The sequence below is a fragment of the Paeniglutamicibacter sulfureus genome, from assembly GCF_030512175.1.
Classification (GTDB): Bacteria; Actinomycetota; Actinomycetes; order Actinomycetales; family Micrococcaceae; genus Paeniglutamicibacter; species Paeniglutamicibacter sulfureus.
The window spans coordinates 2,181,015-2,199,985 of sequence record NZ_JAULBL010000002.1 but is presented as its reverse complement, the minus strand read 5'-3'; the positions used below and the strand labels follow the sequence as shown (position 1 = coordinate 2,199,985).

Genomic DNA, 18,971 nt, shown 5'->3' with positions numbered 1-18,971 from the left:
GGGGCACCCGACGCTGGGCCCCATGCAGTGCTGTGGCGTGGATCTGGCATGATCAATTTCCGGCAATAGTGCATCCTGCGGCCCACTGCTTGACCACACTCCCCAGCATAGGCCGGTGCCCCTGCCGGAGGAACAGTTTCGATCCCCTCCTCCACGGAGGTGTGCGGGCTGACGTCGGGATCCGGCGCGGCGAGGCCGCAATTTCCTTCCGCGCTCCGTGCCTTGGCCGTAGTGTGGAGAAAGGTTGCCGTCACGAGTGCGCGGCCAGCATTCCCTCCGGTGCCCGGCTCGCCGGGACAAGTCCCCCCATGTCGAATCCGAGGAGCAATCATGAATGATTTCCGGGGCGTCAGCCACCAGACCCTGTCCAACTACCTCAACGAGCACTTCCTGGGATCCGAGGGAGGCGTCAATGCCTTTCGCGCGGCTGCCGACACCTGGAAGGGAACCGCGCACGAGGCGGCGTTGCTCTCCCTCTGCCGACAGGTCATGGCGGATCGGGAGGACCTGCGGAGCCTCATCGACCGGCTGGGCTATGACGGGCACCCGCTGAAGATCACCTTCACCCATGTGGTGCGCCTTGTGGGTCGGGTCAACCCGGTGAACCTGCTGCGTCGGCGGCAGGCCGGCCTGGCACAGGTCGAATTGGACGTGCTGACCGGGATGTTGCGCGCCAAGCTTGCCATGTGGGAAACCCTGCTCCTGGTGGCTACCAAGGATCCCCGCTTCGACGCCGCATTGCTGCGCGACCTGCAGGCCCGCGCCACCGACCAGATCAACCAGGTGCGCGGGATCATCGAGGCCACCTGGGAGGAACGCTTCTTCGCAGGATAGCCACCAGAAAGGAAGCCACCACCATGACACGAACCGCGATCGTCGTCGGCGCCGGTCCCAATGGCCTTGCCGCGGCCGCCCGGTTGGCCGAACACGGGGTGCAGGTGACCGTTTACGAGCAAGCTGGAAAGGTCGGCGGGGCCGCGCGCTCGGCCGACACTCTGGGTCCGGGAACCACTGTCGACCTGGGTGCTGCCGCCCACCCCTTCGGCGTGGGAAGCCCCGCCTTCTTGCATCTTGGCCTGGAGAGGCACGGGCTGCGCTGGCTACGCCACCGCTATCCGATGGCCCACCCGCTGGATACCGGACGCAGCGCCGTGCTGCATCCCGACCTCGAGACGACTGCGGCAGAGCTTGGCGTTGACGCGGCCGCGTGGCGGACGCTGCACCGCGCGGTGGCCGGCCACCCGCTCGAATCCCTGGAAAACGCCACCGGGCCGCTGTTGCGCATCCCGCCGCATCCATTGCTCATGGCCGGCTTCGGGGCGCGGGCACTGTGGCCCGCCGATGGCCTGGCGCGCCTGGCCTTCCGAACCGAGGCCGCACGGGCCCTGTTTGCGGGTTCGGCGGCCCACTCGATGCTTCCGCTCAACCACGTGTTCACCTCAGGCTTCGCAGTGCTCTTCGGCGGGCTGGGCCAGTCGTTGGGTTGGCCGGTGGCACGGGGCGGAACCAACGCGATCATCCACGCGCTGGTGCAGCAACTGGCCCTGGAGAACGTGGTCATCCACACCAACAGCCCGGTGGCCGACCTGCGCGAGCTGCCTGCCAGCGATGCAGTGTTGCTGGACTTGACACCGCGGCAGGTCCTGGACCTGGCAGGCACCGGGATCGGCGGACGCTACGCCTCCCACCTGCGACGCTGGAAGTACGGGCCGGGCGCCTTCAAGGTCGACTACCTGCTGGACGGGCCAATCCCCTGGAGGGACGAACGCACAGCGCACGCCGGGACAGTGCACGTGGGCGGTTCCCTGGCCGATGTGATTCAGGCCGAGCGGGACGTGGGCAGGGGCAAGGTTCCCGCGAGGCCCTTTGTCATGCTGGCCCAGCCTTCCGCGGCGGACGAATCCCGGGCGCCGGCGGGGCATCAAGTCATCTGGAGCTACGCCCACGTGCCGAATGGCTGCGACGCCGACGTCGGGCCGCTGGTTGACCGCCAGATCGAACGTTTTGCCCCGGGTTTCGGGGACCGGGTCATCGGACGCGTCGAGACTCCGCCGCGTGCGCTGGAGGACTGGAACCCGAACCTGGTGGGCGGGGACATCGGCGGCGGCTCGTTGCGGGGAACCCAACAAGTGCTGCGTCCGGCGCCCACGTTGCGGCCCTACCATGCAGGGGCACCCGGGCTCTACATCTGTTCGTCCTCGACTCCCCCGGGCGGCGGCGTGCACGGCATGGCCGGCTGGCATGCGGCCGATGCCGTGCTACGGGATCTGGGCATCGGCTGACGCATCCCCCTGGCCGTGGCCGTGGAACACTTACCGTCCCGGCGGCCTACGCATCAAAATGGGTGCCGATCGGCTGGTTGGTGGTGGAGGCGATGACCGCCTCCGCAACATGGCGCAGTTTGATGTTCCTGGAGCTGGAAGCCGACTTCAGGATCTCGACCGCCCGTTCCTGGCTGCACTTGTTCTGGCCCATGATGATGCCCACCGCCAGGTCAATGGTGGTCCGGGATTCCATGGCGAGCCTGAGGTTCTCCTCGTTGTCGCGGTGCTTGGCCAACCGAACGGCCAGGTTCAACAGCGCCGAGGCCTGCTCGGCGTAACCTTCCACCCGTGTCACGTCCTGCTGATCGAAGGCGTTCTTGCTCATGGAGTAGATATTGATCGCAGCGGTGTCCTCGGAATCCAGGCTGAACGGAACGGCCAACATGGATCGGACCCCTGCGGAGGAGATGGCCTCGAAGTATGCGGGCCAGCGGCCGTCTCGTTCAATGTCGTTGATCAGAATGCTCCGTTGCTCCTTGCACGCTGAGAGGCACGGTCCTTCGCCAAAGCTGTACTGGATCTCGTCGAGTTCCTGTGCCAATGCGCTGTTGCTGGCCACCGTGCCCGCCCGCTTGTGCCGCCGCAGGGTAATGCCGCAATGGACCGGCTCTCCGGACTCGGACAAGGCCTGGGCACTGACATGTGTCAGCGCATTGAGAAATGATTCGAGATCATGGGTTTCAAGAAGGAGATCTCGCATGTATTCGTTTACGGCAATCATCGTTCAACCTTTCTAGCGGTGTCCCCCCCCACCGATCCAGGTTGAGGCTACCGCAGATTCAGAAAAGCACGGTACCAAACTGACGATCGTCTAAATCAGAGCGGGAATAACGATCTGTTTTCCCGTCACCATCAATCTAAAGACTACTTCCATTTCCCCCACAAACAATAGCTTCCTCGGCCGAGGCACGTCATTGCAGACACCGGTGCCCACCCGTGGCAAGCGGAGAACGGACATTGGCCATTCCAGGTTGCTTTCCCGGGCCCGGGCGAGCCCCAAAATTCGTTGGTCCTGCGCGTTGCAAAAACCAAGACCGCACTGCCGAATCGGTCTACGCTTAATCCATGACACGGAACCTGGAACTGGATTGGATTGATTCGCTGACCGCGCACGTGACCAACCGAACCGGTAGCCCGGTGTTTGACGTTGATCTCCGCACCACGGGAAAAGTCACGGTGGAGGGGGAAGCGGACTGGAGCTTCTCGGCCGAGCAATTGCCGGACGGGGAATTCATTGGCCTCAACCGGGTCAAGGACGACGTCGGTTGGGCAACCGCCCCACCCTTTCTGGAAATATCGTGGCGCAACGAGGACTCAACGGAGCAAAATTACCGGCGCGTGCCGCTGCACCACGCAAAGGAATAGGGCCGCGGCGGCTACACGTCCGCACTGGATCGGTGCCAGCCATGGGCGGGGCGGGAACCGAGGAGGATTCGGGCACAGCTCCCGCCGGTTCCCTGCCATCCGTCCCGGGACTCGTCCGACAATGTGACATCACGATCCGAAGAGTGCCTCTTCTTGCGAAGCGTATTCGTCGAGCAGGCGCAATGCCCTCTGCCCGGCTTTCCCTTCCTGCCCCAATGCCGCCCGCATGGTGGGCAACTTCTTGGCACCTTGCGGGAAGGGCGGCAGCAACGGCACCGAGGCATCGGTGTGGACATCGATGACCACCGGGCGATCGGCCGACAACGCCTGGCTCCAGGCCCCGCCAAGATCCCCAGGGTCCTTGACCTCGATCCCCCGCATGCCCAGAAGTTCCGAGTAGCCTGCGAAGGGAAAATGTGGCAGATGCTGTGTGGCACCGTAGCGCGGATCCCCTTCTGTTTCCCTTTGTTCCCACGTCACTTCCGCAAGATCGCCGTTGTTCAGGACGCACACCACAAACCGGGGATCCGTCCAGTCCTTCCAGCGGGAGGCTACGGTGATGAGTTCCGCCACTCCGCTCATCTGCATGCCGCCGTCACCGGCCAGCACCACCACTGGCCGCTCCGGATTCAACAGCTTTGCTGCAAGCCCATACGGAACCCCGCAACCCATCGAAGCCAATGTGCTGCAGAGATGCGCTGGAACCGTCGGTGGCAGCACCAGCTGTCGGGCATACCAATATACGCAACTGCCCACGTCAAGAGCCACCTGCGCGTCGTCGGGCAAGACCGCGGAGAGCTCGCTGAAAACCCGTTCGGGGTTGACCGGTTCGGCCGCAGTCAGGGCGCGCTGCCGCGACAGGTCCCGCCAGGCAGACACCCGTTCGCGGACCTCGGTGCGCCAGGGTGCCCGTTCACCTTGGTCAGGGGCAAGGCGCCCGGCTAGCGCCTGCAGCGTTTGCGCCGCATCCCCCACGAGCGCCACCTCGACGGGGTAGCGATCGCCGGGCCGTTGGGCGGAAATGTCGATCTGCACTGCACGGGCGCTTCCCGGGGCCGGGTAGAACTCGGTCCAGGGATCGTTGGATCCCACGATCAGCAGCGAATCGCAGCGCCCAAGCAGTGCAGCGCTGGCGGAGGTGCCAAGGTGACCCATGACCCCGGCGGCATTCGGCAGCGTTTCATCAACATATGGTTTGCCCAGCAGGCTCGTAACAACCGCGGCACCGAGCCGTTCGGCCATTCCGGCTACCTCGGTACGGGCGTTGCGGGCCCCTTGCCCCACTAACATCACGATGCGCTTGCCGGCTCGAAGCAGGTCTGCAGCCGCGTCCAACTCGGCATCCCGCGGCAGCACCTGCGGGGACTCCCACACCGGTGCCGTGGCAATCTCGGCATGGTCACCCGATGGCTGCGACGCGGGCTGTTGCTGCACATTGTGGGGAATGATCACCACACACGGTGTGGATGTGGCCAGGGCCGTGCGGAAGGCGCGGTCCAATACACCGGAAACCTGCTCAGGCGTGGAAATTTGTTCGCAATACCCGGCCACGTCCTTGAAAAGCGCGGGGAGGTCGATTTCCTGTTGATACCCGGAACCCAGCGCCTTGAGGTCCTGCTGTCCGACGATGGCAACCACCGGAATGCCATCGAGCTTTGCGTCGTAGAGTCCGTTGAGCAAGTGGACTGCGCCGGGTCCCTGGGTGGAGACCATGACCCCGATGCCCGGCCCTCCGTCGTAATCGGCACCATACTGGCCCACCCCGTATTTGGAATGTGCCACGGCCATGAATGCGGCATTTTCCTCGTGGCGTGCCTGGACAAATTCGGGAGCGTTGTCATGACGGCGCAGCGCCCCCAGGAAGGTATTGATCCCGTCCCCGCTGTAGCCAAAGATTCGCCTGACGCCCCAGGCATTGAGCCTGTCAACCATCTCATCTGCCACCAGTCGTTCAGCCATGGGCATTCCTCCTTGCGTGTCGATTCACTCCTGGACGCCGGCTTCCCCGGTGGCGCAGGCAGGATCGTTCCTTCAACAGTCCGTGCCATCTCCTGCCTACCATGGACGTTGCAGGCGCCACAACGATTCGGCAGGCACACAGGAGGAAAGAGCAGCATCATGCTCCGGTTCCGGCCGTGCCCTCGTAGGGAATCCTCCCTCGTGAAGCAGCCTTCCATCAACGACAATGCCCGCCCCGACAAACGTCGGGACGGGCATCGTCATGTCGACAACCAGCGGCTCGAGGCCGCGGTCACCAAGTGATTCAGCGTGCCTTAGCGGGCGACGGAACCTTCGGTGTAGTCATCGGTGGTCTTCCAGGAGAAGAGGTTACGCAGTTCGCGGCCGGTGGCCTCGATCGGGTGGGCCTCGCCCTTGGCGCGCAGTTCCAGGAACTCCGGTGCTCCGGCTTCCTGGTCTTCGATGAAACGCTTGGCGAAGGCACCGTTCTGGATGTCGGCGAGAACTGCCTTCATGTTCTCCTTGACCTCCGGGGTGATCACGCGCGGGCCCGAAACGTAGTCGCCGTACTCGGCGGTGTCGGAAACGCTCCAGCGCTGCTTGGCAATGCCACCCTCCCACATCAGGTCAACAATGAGCTTGAGCTCGTGCAGGACCTCGAAGTAGGCGATTTCCGGCTTGTAGCCGGCTTCGGTCAGGGTCTCGAAGCCGTACTGGACCAGCTGCGATGCGCCACCGCAGAGGACAGCCTGCTCGCCGAAGAGGTCGGTCTCGGTCTCTTCGGTGAAGGTGGTCTCGATGACGCCGGCGCGGGTGCCGCCGATGGCCTTGGCGTAGGACAGTGCCAGTTCCTTGGCGCCGCCGGTGAAGTCCTGCTCGACGGCGATCAGGTCCGGGATGCCACGGCCGGCTTCGAACTCGCGACGCACGGTGTGTCCCGGTGCCTTCGGGGCAACCAGGGCAACGTCGACATCTGCCGGCGGAGCGATGTAACCGTAGCGGATGTTGAAGCCGTGGCCGAAGAACAGGGCGTTGCCGGCCTGCAGGTTCGGTGCGATTTCCTCGGCGTAGACGAAGCGCTGGACCTGGTCCGGGGTGAGGATCATGATGACATCGGCTTCGGCTGCTGCCTCGGCAACGGAGACCACGCGCAGGCCCTCGGCCTCGGCCTTGGCGATCGACTTGGAGCCTGCCTTCAGGCCGACGCGGACGTCAACGCCGGAGTCGCGGAGGTTCAGTGCGTGGGCATGGCCCTGGGAACCATAGCCGATGATGGCGACGGTGCGTCCCTGGATGATCGAAAGGTCTGCATCATCGTCGTAGAACATTTCAGTCACTGTGGTTTCTCCTTGGTATCAGTGTGAAGATTATTGCGTTTTAGGCAGAGACGGAACGCAGGGCGCGGTCCGACATCGATTTGGAGCCGCGTCCGACGGCAAGGGTGCCCGCCTGGACGATCTCGCGGATGCCGAACGGTTCAAGCACAGCGAGCAGTGCGTTGATCTTTTCGGCGTTGCCGGTGGCCTCAATGATGAGTGAATCGGTGGACACGTCCACCACGGAGGCACGGAAGAGGTCTGCGGCCTGGGTAACCTGCAGTCGGGTGGCCGCATCGGCGCGCACCTTGACCAGGATATGGTCACGCTGCACCGAAGCCTCGGGCATCAGCTCAACGATCTTGATGACGTTGATGAGTTTGTTGAGTTGCTTGGTGACCTGCTCGAGCAGGTCGCCTTCGGCGTCGACGACCACGGTGATCCGGGAAATTCCCTTGATCTCCGTGGGGCCGACTGCCAGCGAGTGGATGTTGAACGCGCGGCGCGCAAAAAGACTTGCCACGCGGGTCAACACGCCCGGTACGTCCTCGACGAGCACGGAAAGAGTGTGACGTGCCATGGGTTTCTAGTCCTCTTCTTCCCACTCGGGCGTCATGCCGCGAGCAATCTGGATCTGGTCGTTGCTCACGCCGGAGGGCACCATGGGCCAGACCATGGAATCGCGGGAGACCACGAAGTCGATGATCACCGGGCGGTCATTGATTTCCAATGCCTGCTTGATGGTCGCGTCGATGTCCTCGTCGCGTTCGCAACGCAGCCCCACGCAACCATAGGCGTCGGCGAGCTTGACGAAGTCCGGGACTCGCGCGGTGCCGTGGCCGGTGTTCAAGTCGGTGTTGGAGTAGCGGGAATCGTAGAACAGGGTCTGCCACTGGCGGACCATGCCCAGCGACGAGTTGTTGATGATCGCGACCTTGATCGGGATGTTGTTGATGACGCAGGTCGCCAGTTCCTGGTTGGTCATCTGGAAGCAGCCGTCGCCGTCAATGGCCCAGACCACGCGGTCGGGGTTGCCGACCTTCGCGCCCATGGCTGCCGGAACGGAGTAGCCCATGGTGCCCAGGCCCCCGGAGTTCAGCCAGGAATGCGGGCGCTCGTACTTGATGAACTGCGCCGCCCACATTTGGTGCTGTCCCACGCCTGCGACGTACACGGCCTCCGGGCCGGTCAGTTCGCCGATGCGCTGGATCACGTTCTGCGGCGCCGAGAGACCGTCGTTGGTTTCGGTGAAGCCGATCGGGTAGGTCTCGCGCAGCCGGCCGATGGTGTTCCACCAGGCCGACAGGTCCGGGGCGCCGGCATCGGCGAAGAGCGTACGGCAGGCCTCGGTGAGTTCCGGGATGATCTCCTTGACCGAACCGACGATCGGGATGTCCGCTGTGCGGTTCTTGGAGATCTCCGCCGGGTCGATGTCAGCGTGGATGACCTTGGCGTTGGGGGCAAAGGTGTGCAGCACCCCGGTGACGCGGTCATCGAAACGGGCACCCAGGGTGATCAAGAGGTCCGACTGCTGCAGCGCGGTGACCGCGGAAACCGAGCCGTGCATGCCGGGCATGCCCACATGCAGCTCGTGGGAATCCGGGAAGGCTCCGCGGGCCTGCAGGGTGGTGACCACCGGGGCGCCGACCAGCTCGGCAAATTCCTTGAGCTCCGCCGAGGCGTGTCCCTTGATGACGCCGCCGCCGACGTAGAAGACCGGGCGGGAGGAGGCAGCGATGAGCTTGGCCGCCTCGCGGACCTGCTTGTTGTGCCCGCGCACCACGGTCTTGTAGCCGGGAAGATCGATCTTCGGCGGCCAGGAGAACTGCATCAAGGACTGCTGGGCGTCCTTGGTGATGTCCACCAGCACCGGGCCGGGACGGCCCGTGGCGGCGACGTGGAACGCCGACGCCAGGACCCGCGGGATGTCCTCGGCCTTGGTGACCAGGAAGGAGTGCTTCGTGATGGGCATGGTGATGCCCACGATGTCGGCTTCCTGGAATGCATCGGAGCCGATGAAGGCGCTGTGCACCTGGCCGGTGATGGCAACCATGGGGACCGAGTCCATGTGCGCGTCGGCAATGGCGGTGACCAGGTTGGTGGCCCCGGGGCCGGAGGTGGCAATGCACACCCCGACTTCGCCGGTGACCATGGCGTAGCCCTGGGCCGCGTGGCCCGAGCCCTGTTCGTGACGGACCAGGATGTGGTTGATCTTGGTCGAGTCCATGAGCGAGTCGTAGGTGGGCATGATGGCCCCGCCCGGCAACCCGAAGACGTCCTTGACGCCCAATTCTTCCAGTGAGCGAACAATGGCTTGTGAGCCAAGCATCTCGGTGGGAGCAATGATGTTGTTCGGGCCTTGGACCAGGCTCGATGCTTCCACAACGGAAGAGACAGCGGCATCCTTGCTACGGTTGGCGGGTTTGGCCGGCAGCGAGGGGCTGGCGGTGGTTCCGTTACTCATGGGGATATATCCTTCTCTATCTCTTCTAACCCTGCACATAAAAAAACCCCAAAGGCACCTTGCGGCGAATGGGGTTTGCGCGTCACCGAAGCCCTCCATGTTCCGGAGGGGCCCAAGCTCAGCGCTTGATAACTAGTAGTACTTCGGTGCGGATATGCATGTGTCCAGTTTGGTCGCCGCCAAAGCCAGAGTCAAACGCCCACGCCCACAATCTCACTATTTGAGATTGTTGTCCGAAGGGTGGACGCCTTGGTGGCGCCCGCCCTTCGGTTCAGGCTATTTCCTAGCCACAGTATGCGCCGGTCGAAGCGGACTTGACCAGCTTGGCGTACTTGGCCAGCACACCGGTGGTGAACTTGGCCGGAAGCGGCTCCCAGCCGATCTTGCGCTCCTCGAGCTCCGCCGGCTCGACCAGCAGGTCGAAGGAGCGGGCAGCGATGTCGACGCGGATCTTGTCGCCGTCCTTGACGAAGGCGATCGGACCGCCGTCAACGGCCTCGGGTGCCACGTGGCCGATGCACAGGCCGGTGGTGCCGCCGGAGAAGCGGCCGTCGGTGAGCAGCAGGACGTCCTTGCCCAGGCCGGCGCCCTTGATGGCGCCGGTGATCGCAAGCATCTCGCGCATGCCCGGGCCGCCCTTGGGTCCCTCGTAACGGATGACCACGACGTCGCCGGCGTGGATCTCGCCGGCATCAAGAGCGGCCAGCGCTCCCTGCTCGCGGTCGAAGACCCGAGCGGTGCCCTCGAAGACGTCGGCGTCGAAGCCAGCTGACTTCACGACGGCCCCCTCGGGTGCCATGGTGCCGTGCAGCACGGTGATGCCGCCGGTCTTGTGGATGGGGTTGTCCAGCGCGCGCAGGATCTTGCCGTCGACATCCGGCGGGTTGATCGCCTCGAGGTTCTCGGCAACGGTCTTGCCGGTGACGGTCAGGCAGTCCCCGTGCAGCAGACCGGCGTCCAGCAGGGCCTTCATGATCACCGGCACGCCACCGATCTTGTCCACGTCGGTCATGACGTAGCGGCCGAAGGGCTTCAGGTCGCCCAGGTGCGGGATCTTGTCGCCGATGCGGTTGAAGTCGGCCAGGGTCAGGTCCACTTCGGCCTCGCGGGCGATGGCCAGCAGGTGCAGCACAGCGTTGGTGGAACCGCCGAAGGCCATGGTCACGGCGATCGCGTTCTCGAAGGCCTTCTTGGTCATGATGTCGCGGGCGGTGATGCCCTTGCGCAGCAGTTCAACAACTGCCTCGCCGGAGGCGCGGGCGAAAGCATCGCGGCGGCGGTCAGCCGAGGGCGGGGCGGCGGAGCCCGGAAGGCTCATGCCCAGGGCCTCGCCGATGCAGGCCATGGTGTTGGCGGTGTACATGCCGCCACAGGCACCTTCGCCGGGGCAGATCGCCTTTTCGATGCGGGTGAGGTCCTCGAGGCTCATCTTGCCGGCGGCGCAGGCACCCACGGCTTCGAAGGCGTCAATCAGGGTGACTTCCTTTTCGGATCCGTCTTCCAGCTTGACCCAGCCCGGCATGATCGATCCGGCGTAGAGGAACACCGAAGCCAGGTCCAAGCGGGCCGCTGCCATGAGCATGCCGGGGAGGGACTTGTCGCAACCGGCCAGCAGCACCGAGCCGTCAATGCGCTCGGCCTGCATGACAACCTCGACGGAGTCGGCGATGACCTCGCGGGAAACCAGCGAGAAGTGCATGCCCTCGTGGCCCATGGAAATGCCGTCGGACACGGAGATGGTGCCGAACTGCATCGGGAATCCGCCACCGGCGTGGACGCCCTCCTTGGCGCCCTGGGCCAGGCGGTTCAGCGAAAGGTTGCAGGGCGTGATTTCGTTCCACGAGCTCGCGACGCCGATCTGCGGCTTGGCGAAATCGTCATCCCCCATGCCGACGGCGCGGAACATGCCACGGGCCGGTGCTGCATGGATGCCGTCGGTCACGACGCGGCTGCGAGGCTTGATATCTGGGGCAGTGTCCTGGCTCATGCCCTTGATTGTATGGCTGACCGGCACCTAGGCCGAACCCGTGACGGTGGACCGACATATTTCGCCCTGCGTATACGGGACATGTGTTCGAAACCTCCATTGGATAGGGTGGAAGCCATGGAGACACTCAATGTTGGATCCGACGACGTCCTCAAGCAGCTCTTGCACGAGGCTTTCGACACCCAGATCCCCAACTACGGCAGCTACAACCTGGTGGCTGCCGTGGGCAGCTCCGGATCCGCGGGGCTGAAGGTGATCGGCTTCCGCCGCGAGCCGGCCGAACTCATTCTTTGCCCGCTGAATCCCGAAAACCTGCAGCCTACTGAGCGCGCGGTATCGGTCAACAACACCAACGTCTCCCACGTGGCATTGGTCCTCGACGGCGGCTACGAGGTCGGCACCAGCACCGGACGCGTCTACCGCTTCAATGTCCCGGCCCGGCTGTCCCTGAATATCCCCGCGGTCGGGCACGAAGGCACGCGACAGCCGACTTCCGGCATCCTCGCCCAGGATGACGACGCGCAAGAATTCGCTGAATTCATGAATGCGTTCATGGACAGTCTTGACCCCGCGATCACTCCGTAGGTCTGGCCCGCGGCCAGGAACAGGGACCCGTTAGTCGCCTCGTTAGAACTGTTCCCCCTCCGGGGCATCCGGCGGCAGGGGCCGGCCAAGGACGTCAAGACCTCCGGCTTCCTGGCCTGCGGCATCGGTGGGTTCCTCAACCCGCGCGCCGGCAGGAGTTTCCAGGTCTTCCTGCGTCGCGGCCCGGTCCTCCTCAGTCAATGGAAGCGCATCTTGGGCACGCGCCTCGTTGCCGTTCAACGCGTCCGCTGCGCGATGTTCATCGCGCAGCGGGTCCATGGTGTCGAGGGTTCGCGGATCGTCGGAGGAACCTTCCTGCACAGGTTGTCCGTCACGGCCGTCCATGGGGTTTCCTTCTGCTTCTTCATCGCGGCCCGGTTCGCGTTCGGGGGTATTCAAAGACATGGTGAACTCCTTGTGCTGGGTAGTGGCTGGTTCCTGATACGAAAGGCCGCGGGGCCTGCCGCGGGCCCGTGGCTGTGAGGTCCGGCTACATGGGTTCGTTGGTTGTCCCGCCCCTGGGGTTGTCGAGCATGCCGGGTCCCTTCAACGCCCGGTATAGGCCGTATCCCGCCATGCCCAGACCAATGAGGACGCCAATCCACATGGGAGAGGCAAGACCCTCGCCCGGCTGCTTCCCAGCCATGATGAATAGCCCAAAGACAATCACCAAGATGACACCGGTGACCATGAGCGGGGCTCCCCTCCTCTGGAAGAAGGACTTCTTGCTGGGTTGTCCCGGCTGGGTGCTCATATCATGCTCCGTTCCTGTTCAGTGCCGTGCTTCGAATGGTTCGACTACTTCGTGCCGTGCCCCTGGACTTGCTTGGCCAGATGCCCATCGTGGGCAGCGAGTAGGGCGTCGGTGGTGACGATGTGTTGGCGGTACTCTGCTTGAAGCAGCCCCAAGGTGGATTTTTCGAAATCGGGGTCGGATGAGGCAATCGCGTCGGAAACCAGCCAGACACGAAGATCGTCGGCATATGCGTCCGCCGCTGTCGAGGCAATGCACGTGTGGGACGAAACGCCCGCCATGAGGACGGATTCCACTCCAAGCCGGGCCAGCTGCTCGCTCAGGTCCGTCCGCCAAAAGGCGCTGTCCCGTCTCTTGAGGATCTCCGTGGAATCGCGGACGTCGAGGCCCACCAGGTTTTGTGCCTGTTCACTGCCCTCGAACAAGAATCCCTGGTCGTCATCGAGCATGCTGAGTGTCCATGTGCTTTTGTCCCGCGCATGTTCGGTCCTGATATTGAAGATCGGCATCCCCATCGAACGCGCGTGCCCGGCAAGTTCATTGCAGTGCCGCACCAGGGATTCGCGGTGTCGCGCCAGGATGGGGTCCTCGAAGAACGCATTTTGCATGTCAACGATAAGCAGGGCTGTTCGTTCGGAAAGCTGCGAAAGTTCTTGCACTGGCACTCCCGTCCTCATTGGCACTCGGCCTTGGATCTTGTGTCCACCGTAGGCCGGGCACTTCGTGTGCGCAACGGTTCCGCGGGCTCCCGGCAGGATTGTCGCAGGTGCCGCCTCTCAGTTGCGCAACCGTCAGCGCAGTCGCATCCAGATCGCTCTTCCCGGCGGCCCATCAAGCCTTTCAGGAAGCAGTTGGGCAGCTGTGTCGCTCCGGGCCATTCAGTCCTCTCCCCCCTCGTGGTGGAGTGTGCCATCCTTGTTGGCCGGGATAATCGGACATTTGCCAAAGGAAATGCTTCTGCGTGGTTGGCACAAGACTGCACAGAATTCGTTTTGCGGCCGTCTCGTAAAAAGGTGCTCCGGCAGTCGGAGCCTGACGCGATCCATGCTGATGCCATCGACCCGGTGGAGCGTCGACCGATCGGGGGTTACCGTTTTCCCGACGTTACATTTAGCTATCCATCTGCACTTTCTTCGTTGTAGGGTCAAAGAGTGCATCGCCACAATGATGCTGAAACTGGACCTTCATCCGAAAAGGAGAAAAGTTATGGGTTTCATTGGTTGGATTGTTCTAGGACTGATTGCCGGAGCCATTGCAAAGGCAATCAAACCGGGTGACCAAGGTGGCGGCTGGATCGCCACCCTTCTGCTCGGAATCGTCGGCGCCGTTCTCGGCGGCTGGATCGGATCGGCAATCTTCGGTGTTGGGATCAACGAGTTCTGGTCGCTCTCAACATGGTTGCTGGCCATCGGCGGAGCGTTGCTTGTCCTCATTATCTGGGGACTGTTGACGCGCAAGAAGGCCTGACCGCTGCACATGGGGGGTGGGTTGCCGCGGCCAACGCCGGGGCAACCCATCTTCCTCCTTAACTGCAGGAACCGTTGACAAACGGCGTTGCAATGTTGATTTTCCATCGGCCAGCGGGCGTCTTTGTCCCCGCTCCCGTGAGCGTGTTGCCTCAGGTGACGTCATCTGTGCCCTTGTTCGCAGTGCCGAAACGCAGTTCCCTTTACGTGGATAGCCGTAGGCCATACGCTCGCGTCATGAGGACTCAATTTGCTTTGTGGCTTGGAATGATACTCAGCGGGCTGACGTTCATGGCCATCGTCAGTTTTTCCGGGCGGTGATTGTCAGTGGCCAAAGCAATCAGAAACCAAGGGCTCAGCATCTGTTTCGCGGTTCTTTTCATCGGCGCACTCGTGGGCCAGTCATTTGCGGGACTTGCGGTTTACAACGAAGACCAGATCGCCCACGGAGCCGCTAGCCTCGGATACTGGGAATTCGTGACATCGAGCAATTTCGTTGTCGATGTCGCGGAGAACTGGCAGTCGGAGTACCTGCAGTTCTTCCTCTTCATTTTTGCGACAATATGGTTTGTCCAGCATGGTTCGCCCGAGTCCAAGAAGCCAGGCGACGAGGGGCCCGACAGCGACGAGAACCAAATGGTGGGTCGCTTCGCCAAACCGGATTCCCCCAAATGGGCCAAGGCAGATGGCTGGCGGCGGCTCGTGTACTCCAATTCCTTGCTTTTGGTCATGGGAGCCGTTTTCCTGCTTTCGTGGTGGTTGCAATCGGTGGCCGGGACCGTGGTGTTCAATGCCGACCAACTGGAACACGGGCAGCCGGAGGTCGGGTGGTTCGGTTATGTGACCAGCGCCGATTTCTGGGACCGGACACTGCAGAACTGGCAATCCGAGTTCCTGGCCGTGGGCAGCATGGTCACCCTTTCCATCTTCCTGCGCCAGCGCGGCTCGGCCGAGTCAAAGCCCGTGGGCACCCCGCATGACGAAACCGCCACGGAAGGAGAATGACAATGTTGAGCGAGCCACGACTGACGCAACACCACATTGGCGGCACTGAAATGGCGGCACGCGGATCCCGGTCGGCAACGGGCCCGAAGGAGCCGGCCACCGTCGCCTTCACTTCACCGGCAACAACTTCGCGCCTGGAATGGGATCTGGCACCTGCTCTGGTTGATGCCGCCTATACGTGCGCCGGCGATCCGGTGCCGATACTCGGACTACTGGCCTCCTTCGTCGAGTCGCCGCCCACACCCGGCGACGGGCGAACTGTCGCCCTGTGGGAGTTCCTGGCCACGCTGGCCAGCGTCGACCTCGCGGCCGCCCGAACGGTTGAGCCGCATCTGGACGCCGCGGCAATCCTCGCGCAGGCGGGACTCCCCTGGCCCGCCGGAAGCACCTGGGGAGTCTTTGCCGCCGAGGGTCGGCCCAAGCTTGTTGCCGCCGCCCCGGCACAACCGTCAGGCCCCTGGGTTCTGGAAGGACAAAAGCCATGGTGCTCCCTGGCCGCGACACTGGACCGTGCCGTCGTCACCGCCCATGTCCCCGGCGGGCGCCGAGCCTTCATGGTGGACCTGAAGCAACCTGGCGTGATCGCGCACCATGGTCACTGGGCCAGTCACGGCCTGAACAAGATCCACAGCGAGGCAGTGCAATTTAACCGTGCCCCGGCCCTTCCCATTGGTCCGACCGATTGGTACCTGGACCGGCCCGGATTCGCCGTCGGGGGCGTCGGAGTCGCCGCCTGCTGGTTCGGCGGCGCAGTCGGGATCTTCCGCGACCTCTTCCGCTCCGCCCAGTCTCGCGAACCCGACCAGTTGGCCTTGGCTTGGCTGGGCGAAGCCGACCGAATGCTGGCCTCAGGGGCTGCCATGCTTCACCGCGCGGCCCAGGCGGCTGACCAGGGAAGCCTCGACGAAGTTTCCGCCCAGCGGGTGCGTGGACATGTGGCGGGGATGTGCGAACGCATCATCGCCATTGCGGGGCAGGCCATGGGACCCGGTCCCCTGGGCTTCGACCACCAACACGCCCGAAGGGTGGTCGACCTGGGAATCTACATCCGGCAACACCATGCATCCCGCGACGACGCAGCACTGGGCGGGCTGCTGTTGAAGGCCCCCAAAGCGGCGGAAGGAGGTTCGTGCCCATGGTGAGCTTTACCCACCTGGAACCCGGCACCGAGGAAACCCTCTGGCTGGCAGCCGGCGTGACAAAATTGCCCGCCCTTCCCATGGACTGCTTTGCCGGGGCGGCACACTCACTGGTGGTGCTCTCCGCGCATCCGGACGACGAAACCCTCGGCGCGGCGGGCCTGATCCATCAGGCGCTGCGCGCCGGAACGGCAGTCCACGTGATCGTGGCCACCGCCGGCGAGGCGTCCCACCCGGATTCACCCACCCACTCGCCCGAACGCCTCGCCGGCATTCGGGTCGCAGAACTGGCCCAGGCACTCGGGGAGCTCACTCCCGACTCCCCCGGCGCCGGCACCCTCACCTTTGAAACCTTGGGCCTGCCGGACGGCTCGCTGGCGTCTCACAGTCAGCAGATCCAGTCAGCCATCAGGAAGGCGACGGCCAAGGGCCGGACCACGCTGGTGGCCCCGTACCGCCGCGACGGCCATACCGACCACGACGCGCTCGGTGCGCTGGCGGCAAGCCTGGCCGACGAACTGGGCCACGGCCTGCTGGAATACCCCATCTGGTACTGGCACTGGGCCACGCCGGAGCGGGACACCGAGTGGGAGCACTGGGGTTCGCTGGCCATGGATGCCGACACGACCCGGGCCAAGGCACGGGCCACTGAATCCCACCGTTCCCAAGTGGCTCCGCTGTCCGATGCACCGCAGGACGCGCCGCTGCTTCAGGACTCCTTCCTTCAACACTTCCGACGCACCATTGAAACGTTTCGGTTCACTCCCCCGGGATATCGGGATTCCGCCACGGCATCCGCCACCTTTGACGGACTGTATGAGCGTCGGCCCGATCCATGGGATTACTTGGGAAGCGCCTACGAACGTCGCAAGCGCGCGATCACGCTCGCGTCGCTTCCCCGGTCCCGGTACGGCGCCGTCATGGAGCTCGGTTGTTCGATCGGGGTGTTGAGCCGGGACCTTGCACAACGTGCCGACACCCTGCTGGCCGTTGATGCGAGCCGGGTTGCTCTGGAATCAGCCGCCCCGCGCCTGGCCGGCTTCAACCACGTGGTGCTCAGGCAAGCGGTACTGCCCCACGAGTGGCCCGATGTCATGCCCGGATCCCAGGACCTGGTCGTGGTCTCGGAAATCGGGTATTTCCTGGCCGCCGACGAACTTGACCTCTTGTACGCGCGTTGTCTCGAGGCGCTTTCCGCAGGAGGGCACCTGCTCCTGTGCCACTGGCTGCATCCGGTGAGTGGCTGGCCGATGGACGGTGCCCAGGTGCATGCCGCCGCGCAAGGTCTGGGTCTGGCGACCAAGGTGCTGCACCGGGAATCAGATTTTGTGCTGGAAGTCCTCGAAAAGGCAGGCGGGAACGATGGATGACAGGCTCTCGGCGATCGTCATTGTGGTGCCTGCACGCAACGAGGAGGAATTGCTTGGCGCATGCCTCTTGCGTCTGGGCAAGGCCATGGACCGGTTGAACCGTGCCAGGCCCGAGCTCGAGATTCGGCTCACCGTGGTCCTTGACCAATGCCGGGATTCGTCACCGGCGCTCGCGGCATCCTTTGCTGCCAACGACCCGCGTCTGTCGGTGCTTTCGGTGGGATGCGGGGTGGTAGGGGCCACCCGGGCAGCGGGAATAGATTTCGCCCTCGAAGCCCTGGCCACGGATACCCTGGCGCGTCATTCGCCGGAAAGCATCTGGATTGCCTGCACGGATGCCGATACCCGGGTCCCGGTGCACTGGTTGACTCGCGCCGTGAAGCTGGCGGAGTCCGGGTCAGACGTCATCGCCGGCACCGTGGAGCCCGACAGCGCCGACATGGACCAGGCATTTTATGCATTGTGGTGGCGAGACCATGACCGCGGGGAAGGCCATGGCCACATCCACGGGGCAAACCTGGGTTTCCGGGCCTCCGCATATTGCGCGGTGGGCGGGTTTGATCCGGTTCCGGTGAGCGAGGACGTCCTGTTGGTTGAAAAGCTGCGCAGAAGCGCGGCCAGGGTCACGGCCACTGGAAAAATCCACGCGATCACCTCCGGGCGGATGCAGGGAAGAGTGGGGTCCGGCTTCGCTGGATATCTTCGAAAGCTGGCGCAGCGCCACGTGGAGCATGCCGGAGAACACGGTTCCTGAGGGAGCATCGCAATCCCCTTGCCACTTCGTGGCGATGCGCATATGTTGGCCACAGGGGCCCTGATCCCGGCCTCCAGGGCATCCTCCCGCAGTTCCTTCGATTCGGCACCACACCGAGAAATGGGGAAGCAAATGGTTGAAAACCCGGGGAAACGTGCCGAGCCGGACGCCGTGTCCGGTAAACCCATCCGTAATCGGCCAACCAAGAACGTCACGGCGACGACACGTGCAGGGGTGATTTGGACATTCACCATCGTCGCCATCGTGGTGCTGATCCTCCTGGTGATATTCATGATGCAGAACCAGACCCAGGCGACCGTCAACTTCCTCGGATTCCAAGGGCAGATGGCCCTTGGCGTGTCCATGTTGCTTGCGGCCGTGGGCGGGGCAGTCGTCGTGGCCATTGTCGCGGCGGTACGCATCATCCAGTTGCGAAGCCGCGCAGGTACGGCGGCCAAGCGCCGGGAATCCTGACCAAAATCG

Annotated in this window: 19 protein-coding genes; 10 read left to right on the top strand and 9 right to left on the bottom strand. The window is 63.8% G+C overall.

The window, feature by feature from the left end:
* Window positions 1-330: 330 nt before the first annotated feature.
* Together Q2T94_RS16765 and Q2T94_RS16760 are read left to right on the top strand one after the other, a co-directional pair.
* Complete coding sequence (locus tag Q2T94_RS16765; RefSeq protein ID WP_264269409.1) at window positions 331-834, top strand: hypothetical protein; 504 nt, start codon at window positions 331-333, stop codon at window positions 832-834.
* 23 nt (window positions 835-857) lie between these two features.
* On the top strand, window positions 858-2,282 hold the full coding sequence (locus Q2T94_RS16760) for a phytoene desaturase family protein (RefSeq protein ID WP_302265850.1): 1,425 nt from the start codon (window positions 858-860) through the stop codon (window positions 2,280-2,282).
* Between the two features lie 46 nt (window positions 2,283-2,328).
* Here Q2T94_RS16760 and Q2T94_RS16755 read toward each other — a convergent pair whose 3' ends face one another.
* Window positions 2,329-3,045, bottom strand: coding sequence for a GAF and ANTAR domain-containing protein (locus tag Q2T94_RS16755; protein WP_302265848.1), 717 nt, complete (start codon window positions 3,043-3,045; stop codon window positions 2,329-2,331).
* A 344-nt stretch (window positions 3,046-3,389) separates the two neighbouring features.
* Here Q2T94_RS16755 and Q2T94_RS16750 point away from each other — a divergent pair, with 344 nt between their 5' ends.
* Window positions 3,390-3,689 (top strand): hypothetical protein, encoded by a 300-nt coding sequence (locus Q2T94_RS16750; RefSeq protein ID WP_302265847.1) that lies wholly within the window; start codon window positions 3,390-3,392, stop codon window positions 3,687-3,689.
* Between the two features lie 129 nt (window positions 3,690-3,818).
* Here the strand turns inward: Q2T94_RS16750 and Q2T94_RS16745 are convergent, their stop codons facing one another.
* The 5 genes from Q2T94_RS16745 to ilvD all read right to left on the bottom strand — a co-directional run bounded on the left by Q2T94_RS16745 (window position 3,819) and on the right by ilvD (window position 11,415).
* The gene (locus Q2T94_RS16745; RefSeq protein WP_302265846.1) at window positions 3,819-5,648 is read right to left on the bottom strand and encodes a thiamine pyrophosphate-requiring protein; all 1,830 of its coding nucleotides are present in this window, start codon (window positions 5,646-5,648) and stop codon (window positions 3,819-3,821) included.
* A gap of 314 nt (window positions 5,649-5,962) precedes the next feature.
* On the bottom strand, window positions 5,963-6,985 hold the full coding sequence (gene ilvC, locus Q2T94_RS16740) for a ketol-acid reductoisomerase (RefSeq protein WP_264269404.1): 1,023 nt from the start codon (window positions 6,983-6,985) through the stop codon (window positions 5,963-5,965).
* Window positions 6,986-7,025: 40 nt separating this feature from the next.
* The gene (gene ilvN / locus Q2T94_RS16735; RefSeq protein WP_264269403.1) at window positions 7,026-7,544 is read right to left on the bottom strand and encodes an acetolactate synthase small subunit; all 519 of its coding nucleotides are present in this window, start codon (window positions 7,542-7,544) and stop codon (window positions 7,026-7,028) included.
* A gap of 6 nt (window positions 7,545-7,550) precedes the next feature.
* Window positions 7,551-9,428, bottom strand: coding sequence for an acetolactate synthase large subunit (locus tag Q2T94_RS16730; RefSeq protein ID WP_302265844.1), 1,878 nt, complete (start codon window positions 9,426-9,428; stop codon window positions 7,551-7,553).
* A gap of 283 nt (window positions 9,429-9,711) precedes the next feature.
* Window positions 9,712-11,415 carry a dihydroxy-acid dehydratase gene (gene ilvD, locus Q2T94_RS16725; protein WP_302265842.1) on the bottom strand — a complete coding sequence of 568 codons (1,704 nt, stop codon included), beginning with the start codon at window positions 11,413-11,415 and terminating at the stop codon, window positions 9,712-9,714.
* A gap of 117 nt (window positions 11,416-11,532) precedes the next feature.
* Between ilvD and Q2T94_RS16720 the strand changes: the two genes are divergently transcribed.
* Window positions 11,533-12,000, top strand: a complete 468-nt coding sequence (locus Q2T94_RS16720) for a hypothetical protein (protein WP_302265840.1) — start codon at window positions 11,533-11,535, stop codon at window positions 11,998-12,000.
* Between the two features lie 42 nt (window positions 12,001-12,042).
* Here the strand turns inward: Q2T94_RS16720 and Q2T94_RS16715 are convergent, their stop codons facing one another.
* From Q2T94_RS16715 to Q2T94_RS16705, 3 genes are all read right to left on the bottom strand, one after another.
* Entirely contained in the window at window positions 12,043-12,405 is a 363-nt protein-coding gene (locus tag Q2T94_RS16715) for a hypothetical protein (protein WP_302265839.1), read from the bottom strand.
* Window positions 12,406-12,490: 85 nt separating this feature from the next.
* Window positions 12,491-12,754, bottom strand: coding sequence for a hypothetical protein (locus Q2T94_RS16710; RefSeq protein WP_302265837.1), 264 nt, complete (start codon window positions 12,752-12,754; stop codon window positions 12,491-12,493).
* A gap of 44 nt (window positions 12,755-12,798) precedes the next feature.
* Complete coding sequence (locus tag Q2T94_RS16705) at window positions 12,799-13,419, bottom strand: cysteine hydrolase family protein (RefSeq protein WP_302265836.1); 621 nt, start codon at window positions 13,417-13,419, stop codon at window positions 12,799-12,801.
* Between the two features lie 541 nt (window positions 13,420-13,960).
* Between Q2T94_RS16705 and Q2T94_RS16700 the strand changes: the two genes are divergently transcribed.
* From Q2T94_RS16700 to Q2T94_RS16675, 6 genes are all read left to right on the top strand, one after another.
* Complete coding sequence (locus Q2T94_RS16700; RefSeq protein WP_302266451.1) at window positions 13,961-14,221, top strand: GlsB/YeaQ/YmgE family stress response membrane protein; 261 nt, start codon at window positions 13,961-13,963, stop codon at window positions 14,219-14,221.
* A gap of 326 nt (window positions 14,222-14,547) precedes the next feature.
* Window positions 14,548-15,225 (top strand): DUF6766 family protein, encoded by a 678-nt coding sequence (locus tag Q2T94_RS16695; protein ID WP_302265835.1) that lies wholly within the window; start codon window positions 14,548-14,550, stop codon window positions 15,223-15,225.
* Between the two features lie 2 nt (window positions 15,226-15,227).
* Window positions 15,228-16,367 (top strand): acyl-CoA dehydrogenase family protein, encoded by a 1,140-nt coding sequence (locus Q2T94_RS16690; RefSeq protein ID WP_302265833.1) that lies wholly within the window; start codon window positions 15,228-15,230, stop codon window positions 16,365-16,367.
* Entirely contained in the window at window positions 16,361-17,734 is a 1,374-nt protein-coding gene (locus tag Q2T94_RS16685) for a bifunctional PIG-L family deacetylase/class I SAM-dependent methyltransferase (RefSeq protein WP_302265832.1), read from the top strand. The genes Q2T94_RS16690 and Q2T94_RS16685 overlap by 7 nt, the downstream gene beginning before the upstream one ends.
* Window positions 17,727-18,488, top strand: coding sequence for a glycosyltransferase family 2 protein (locus tag Q2T94_RS16680; protein ID WP_302265831.1), 762 nt, complete (start codon window positions 17,727-17,729; stop codon window positions 18,486-18,488). Before Q2T94_RS16685 ends, Q2T94_RS16680 begins: the two co-directional genes overlap by 8 nt.
* A gap of 132 nt (window positions 18,489-18,620) precedes the next feature.
* Entirely contained in the window at window positions 18,621-18,962 is a 342-nt protein-coding gene (locus Q2T94_RS16675) for a lipopolysaccharide assembly protein LapA domain-containing protein (protein ID WP_302265830.1), read from the top strand.
* Window positions 18,963-18,971 lie beyond the last annotated feature (9 nt).

Coding starts and splice junctions, on each gene's coding strand:
- Q2T94_RS16720 (WP_302265840.1), top strand. CDS start 11,533: ATGGAGACACTCAATGTTGGATCCGACGACGTCCTCAAGCAGCTCTTG.
- Q2T94_RS16675 (WP_302265830.1), top strand. CDS start 18,621: ATGGTTGAAAACCCGGGGAAACGTGCCGAGCCGGACGCCGTGTCCGGT.
- ilvN (WP_264269403.1), bottom strand. CDS start 7,544: ATGGCACGTCACACTCTTTCCGTGCTCGTCGAGGACGTACCGGGCGTG.
- Q2T94_RS16765 (WP_264269409.1), top strand. CDS start 331: ATGAATGATTTCCGGGGCGTCAGCCACCAGACCCTGTCCAACTACCTC.
- Q2T94_RS16690 (WP_302265833.1), top strand. CDS start 15,228: ATGTTGAGCGAGCCACGACTGACGCAACACCACATTGGCGGCACTGAA.
- Q2T94_RS16730 (WP_302265844.1), bottom strand. CDS start 9,428: ATGAGTAACGGAACCACCGCCAGCCCCTCGCTGCCGGCCAAACCCGCC.
- Q2T94_RS16715 (WP_302265839.1), bottom strand. CDS start 12,405: ATGTCTTTGAATACCCCCGAACGCGAACCGGGCCGCGATGAAGAAGCA.
- Q2T94_RS16700 (WP_302266451.1), top strand. CDS start 13,961: ATGGGTTTCATTGGTTGGATTGTTCTAGGACTGATTGCCGGAGCCATT.
- ilvD (WP_302265842.1), bottom strand. CDS start 11,415: ATGAGCCAGGACACTGCCCCAGATATCAAGCCTCGCAGCCGCGTCGTG.
- Q2T94_RS16755 (WP_302265848.1), bottom strand. CDS start 3,045: ATGATTGCCGTAAACGAATACATGCGAGATCTCCTTCTTGAAACCCAT.
- Q2T94_RS16745 (WP_302265846.1), bottom strand. CDS start 5,648: ATGGCTGAACGACTGGTGGCAGATGAGATGGTTGACAGGCTCAATGCC.
- Q2T94_RS16685 (WP_302265832.1), top strand. CDS start 16,361: ATGGTGAGCTTTACCCACCTGGAACCCGGCACCGAGGAAACCCTCTGG.
- Q2T94_RS16680 (WP_302265831.1), top strand. CDS start 17,727: ATGGATGACAGGCTCTCGGCGATCGTCATTGTGGTGCCTGCACGCAAC.
- Q2T94_RS16750 (WP_302265847.1), top strand. CDS start 3,390: ATGACACGGAACCTGGAACTGGATTGGATTGATTCGCTGACCGCGCAC.
- Q2T94_RS16710 (WP_302265837.1), bottom strand. CDS start 12,754: ATGAGCACCCAGCCGGGACAACCCAGCAAGAAGTCCTTCTTCCAGAGG.
- Q2T94_RS16760 (WP_302265850.1), top strand. CDS start 858: ATGACACGAACCGCGATCGTCGTCGGCGCCGGTCCCAATGGCCTTGCC.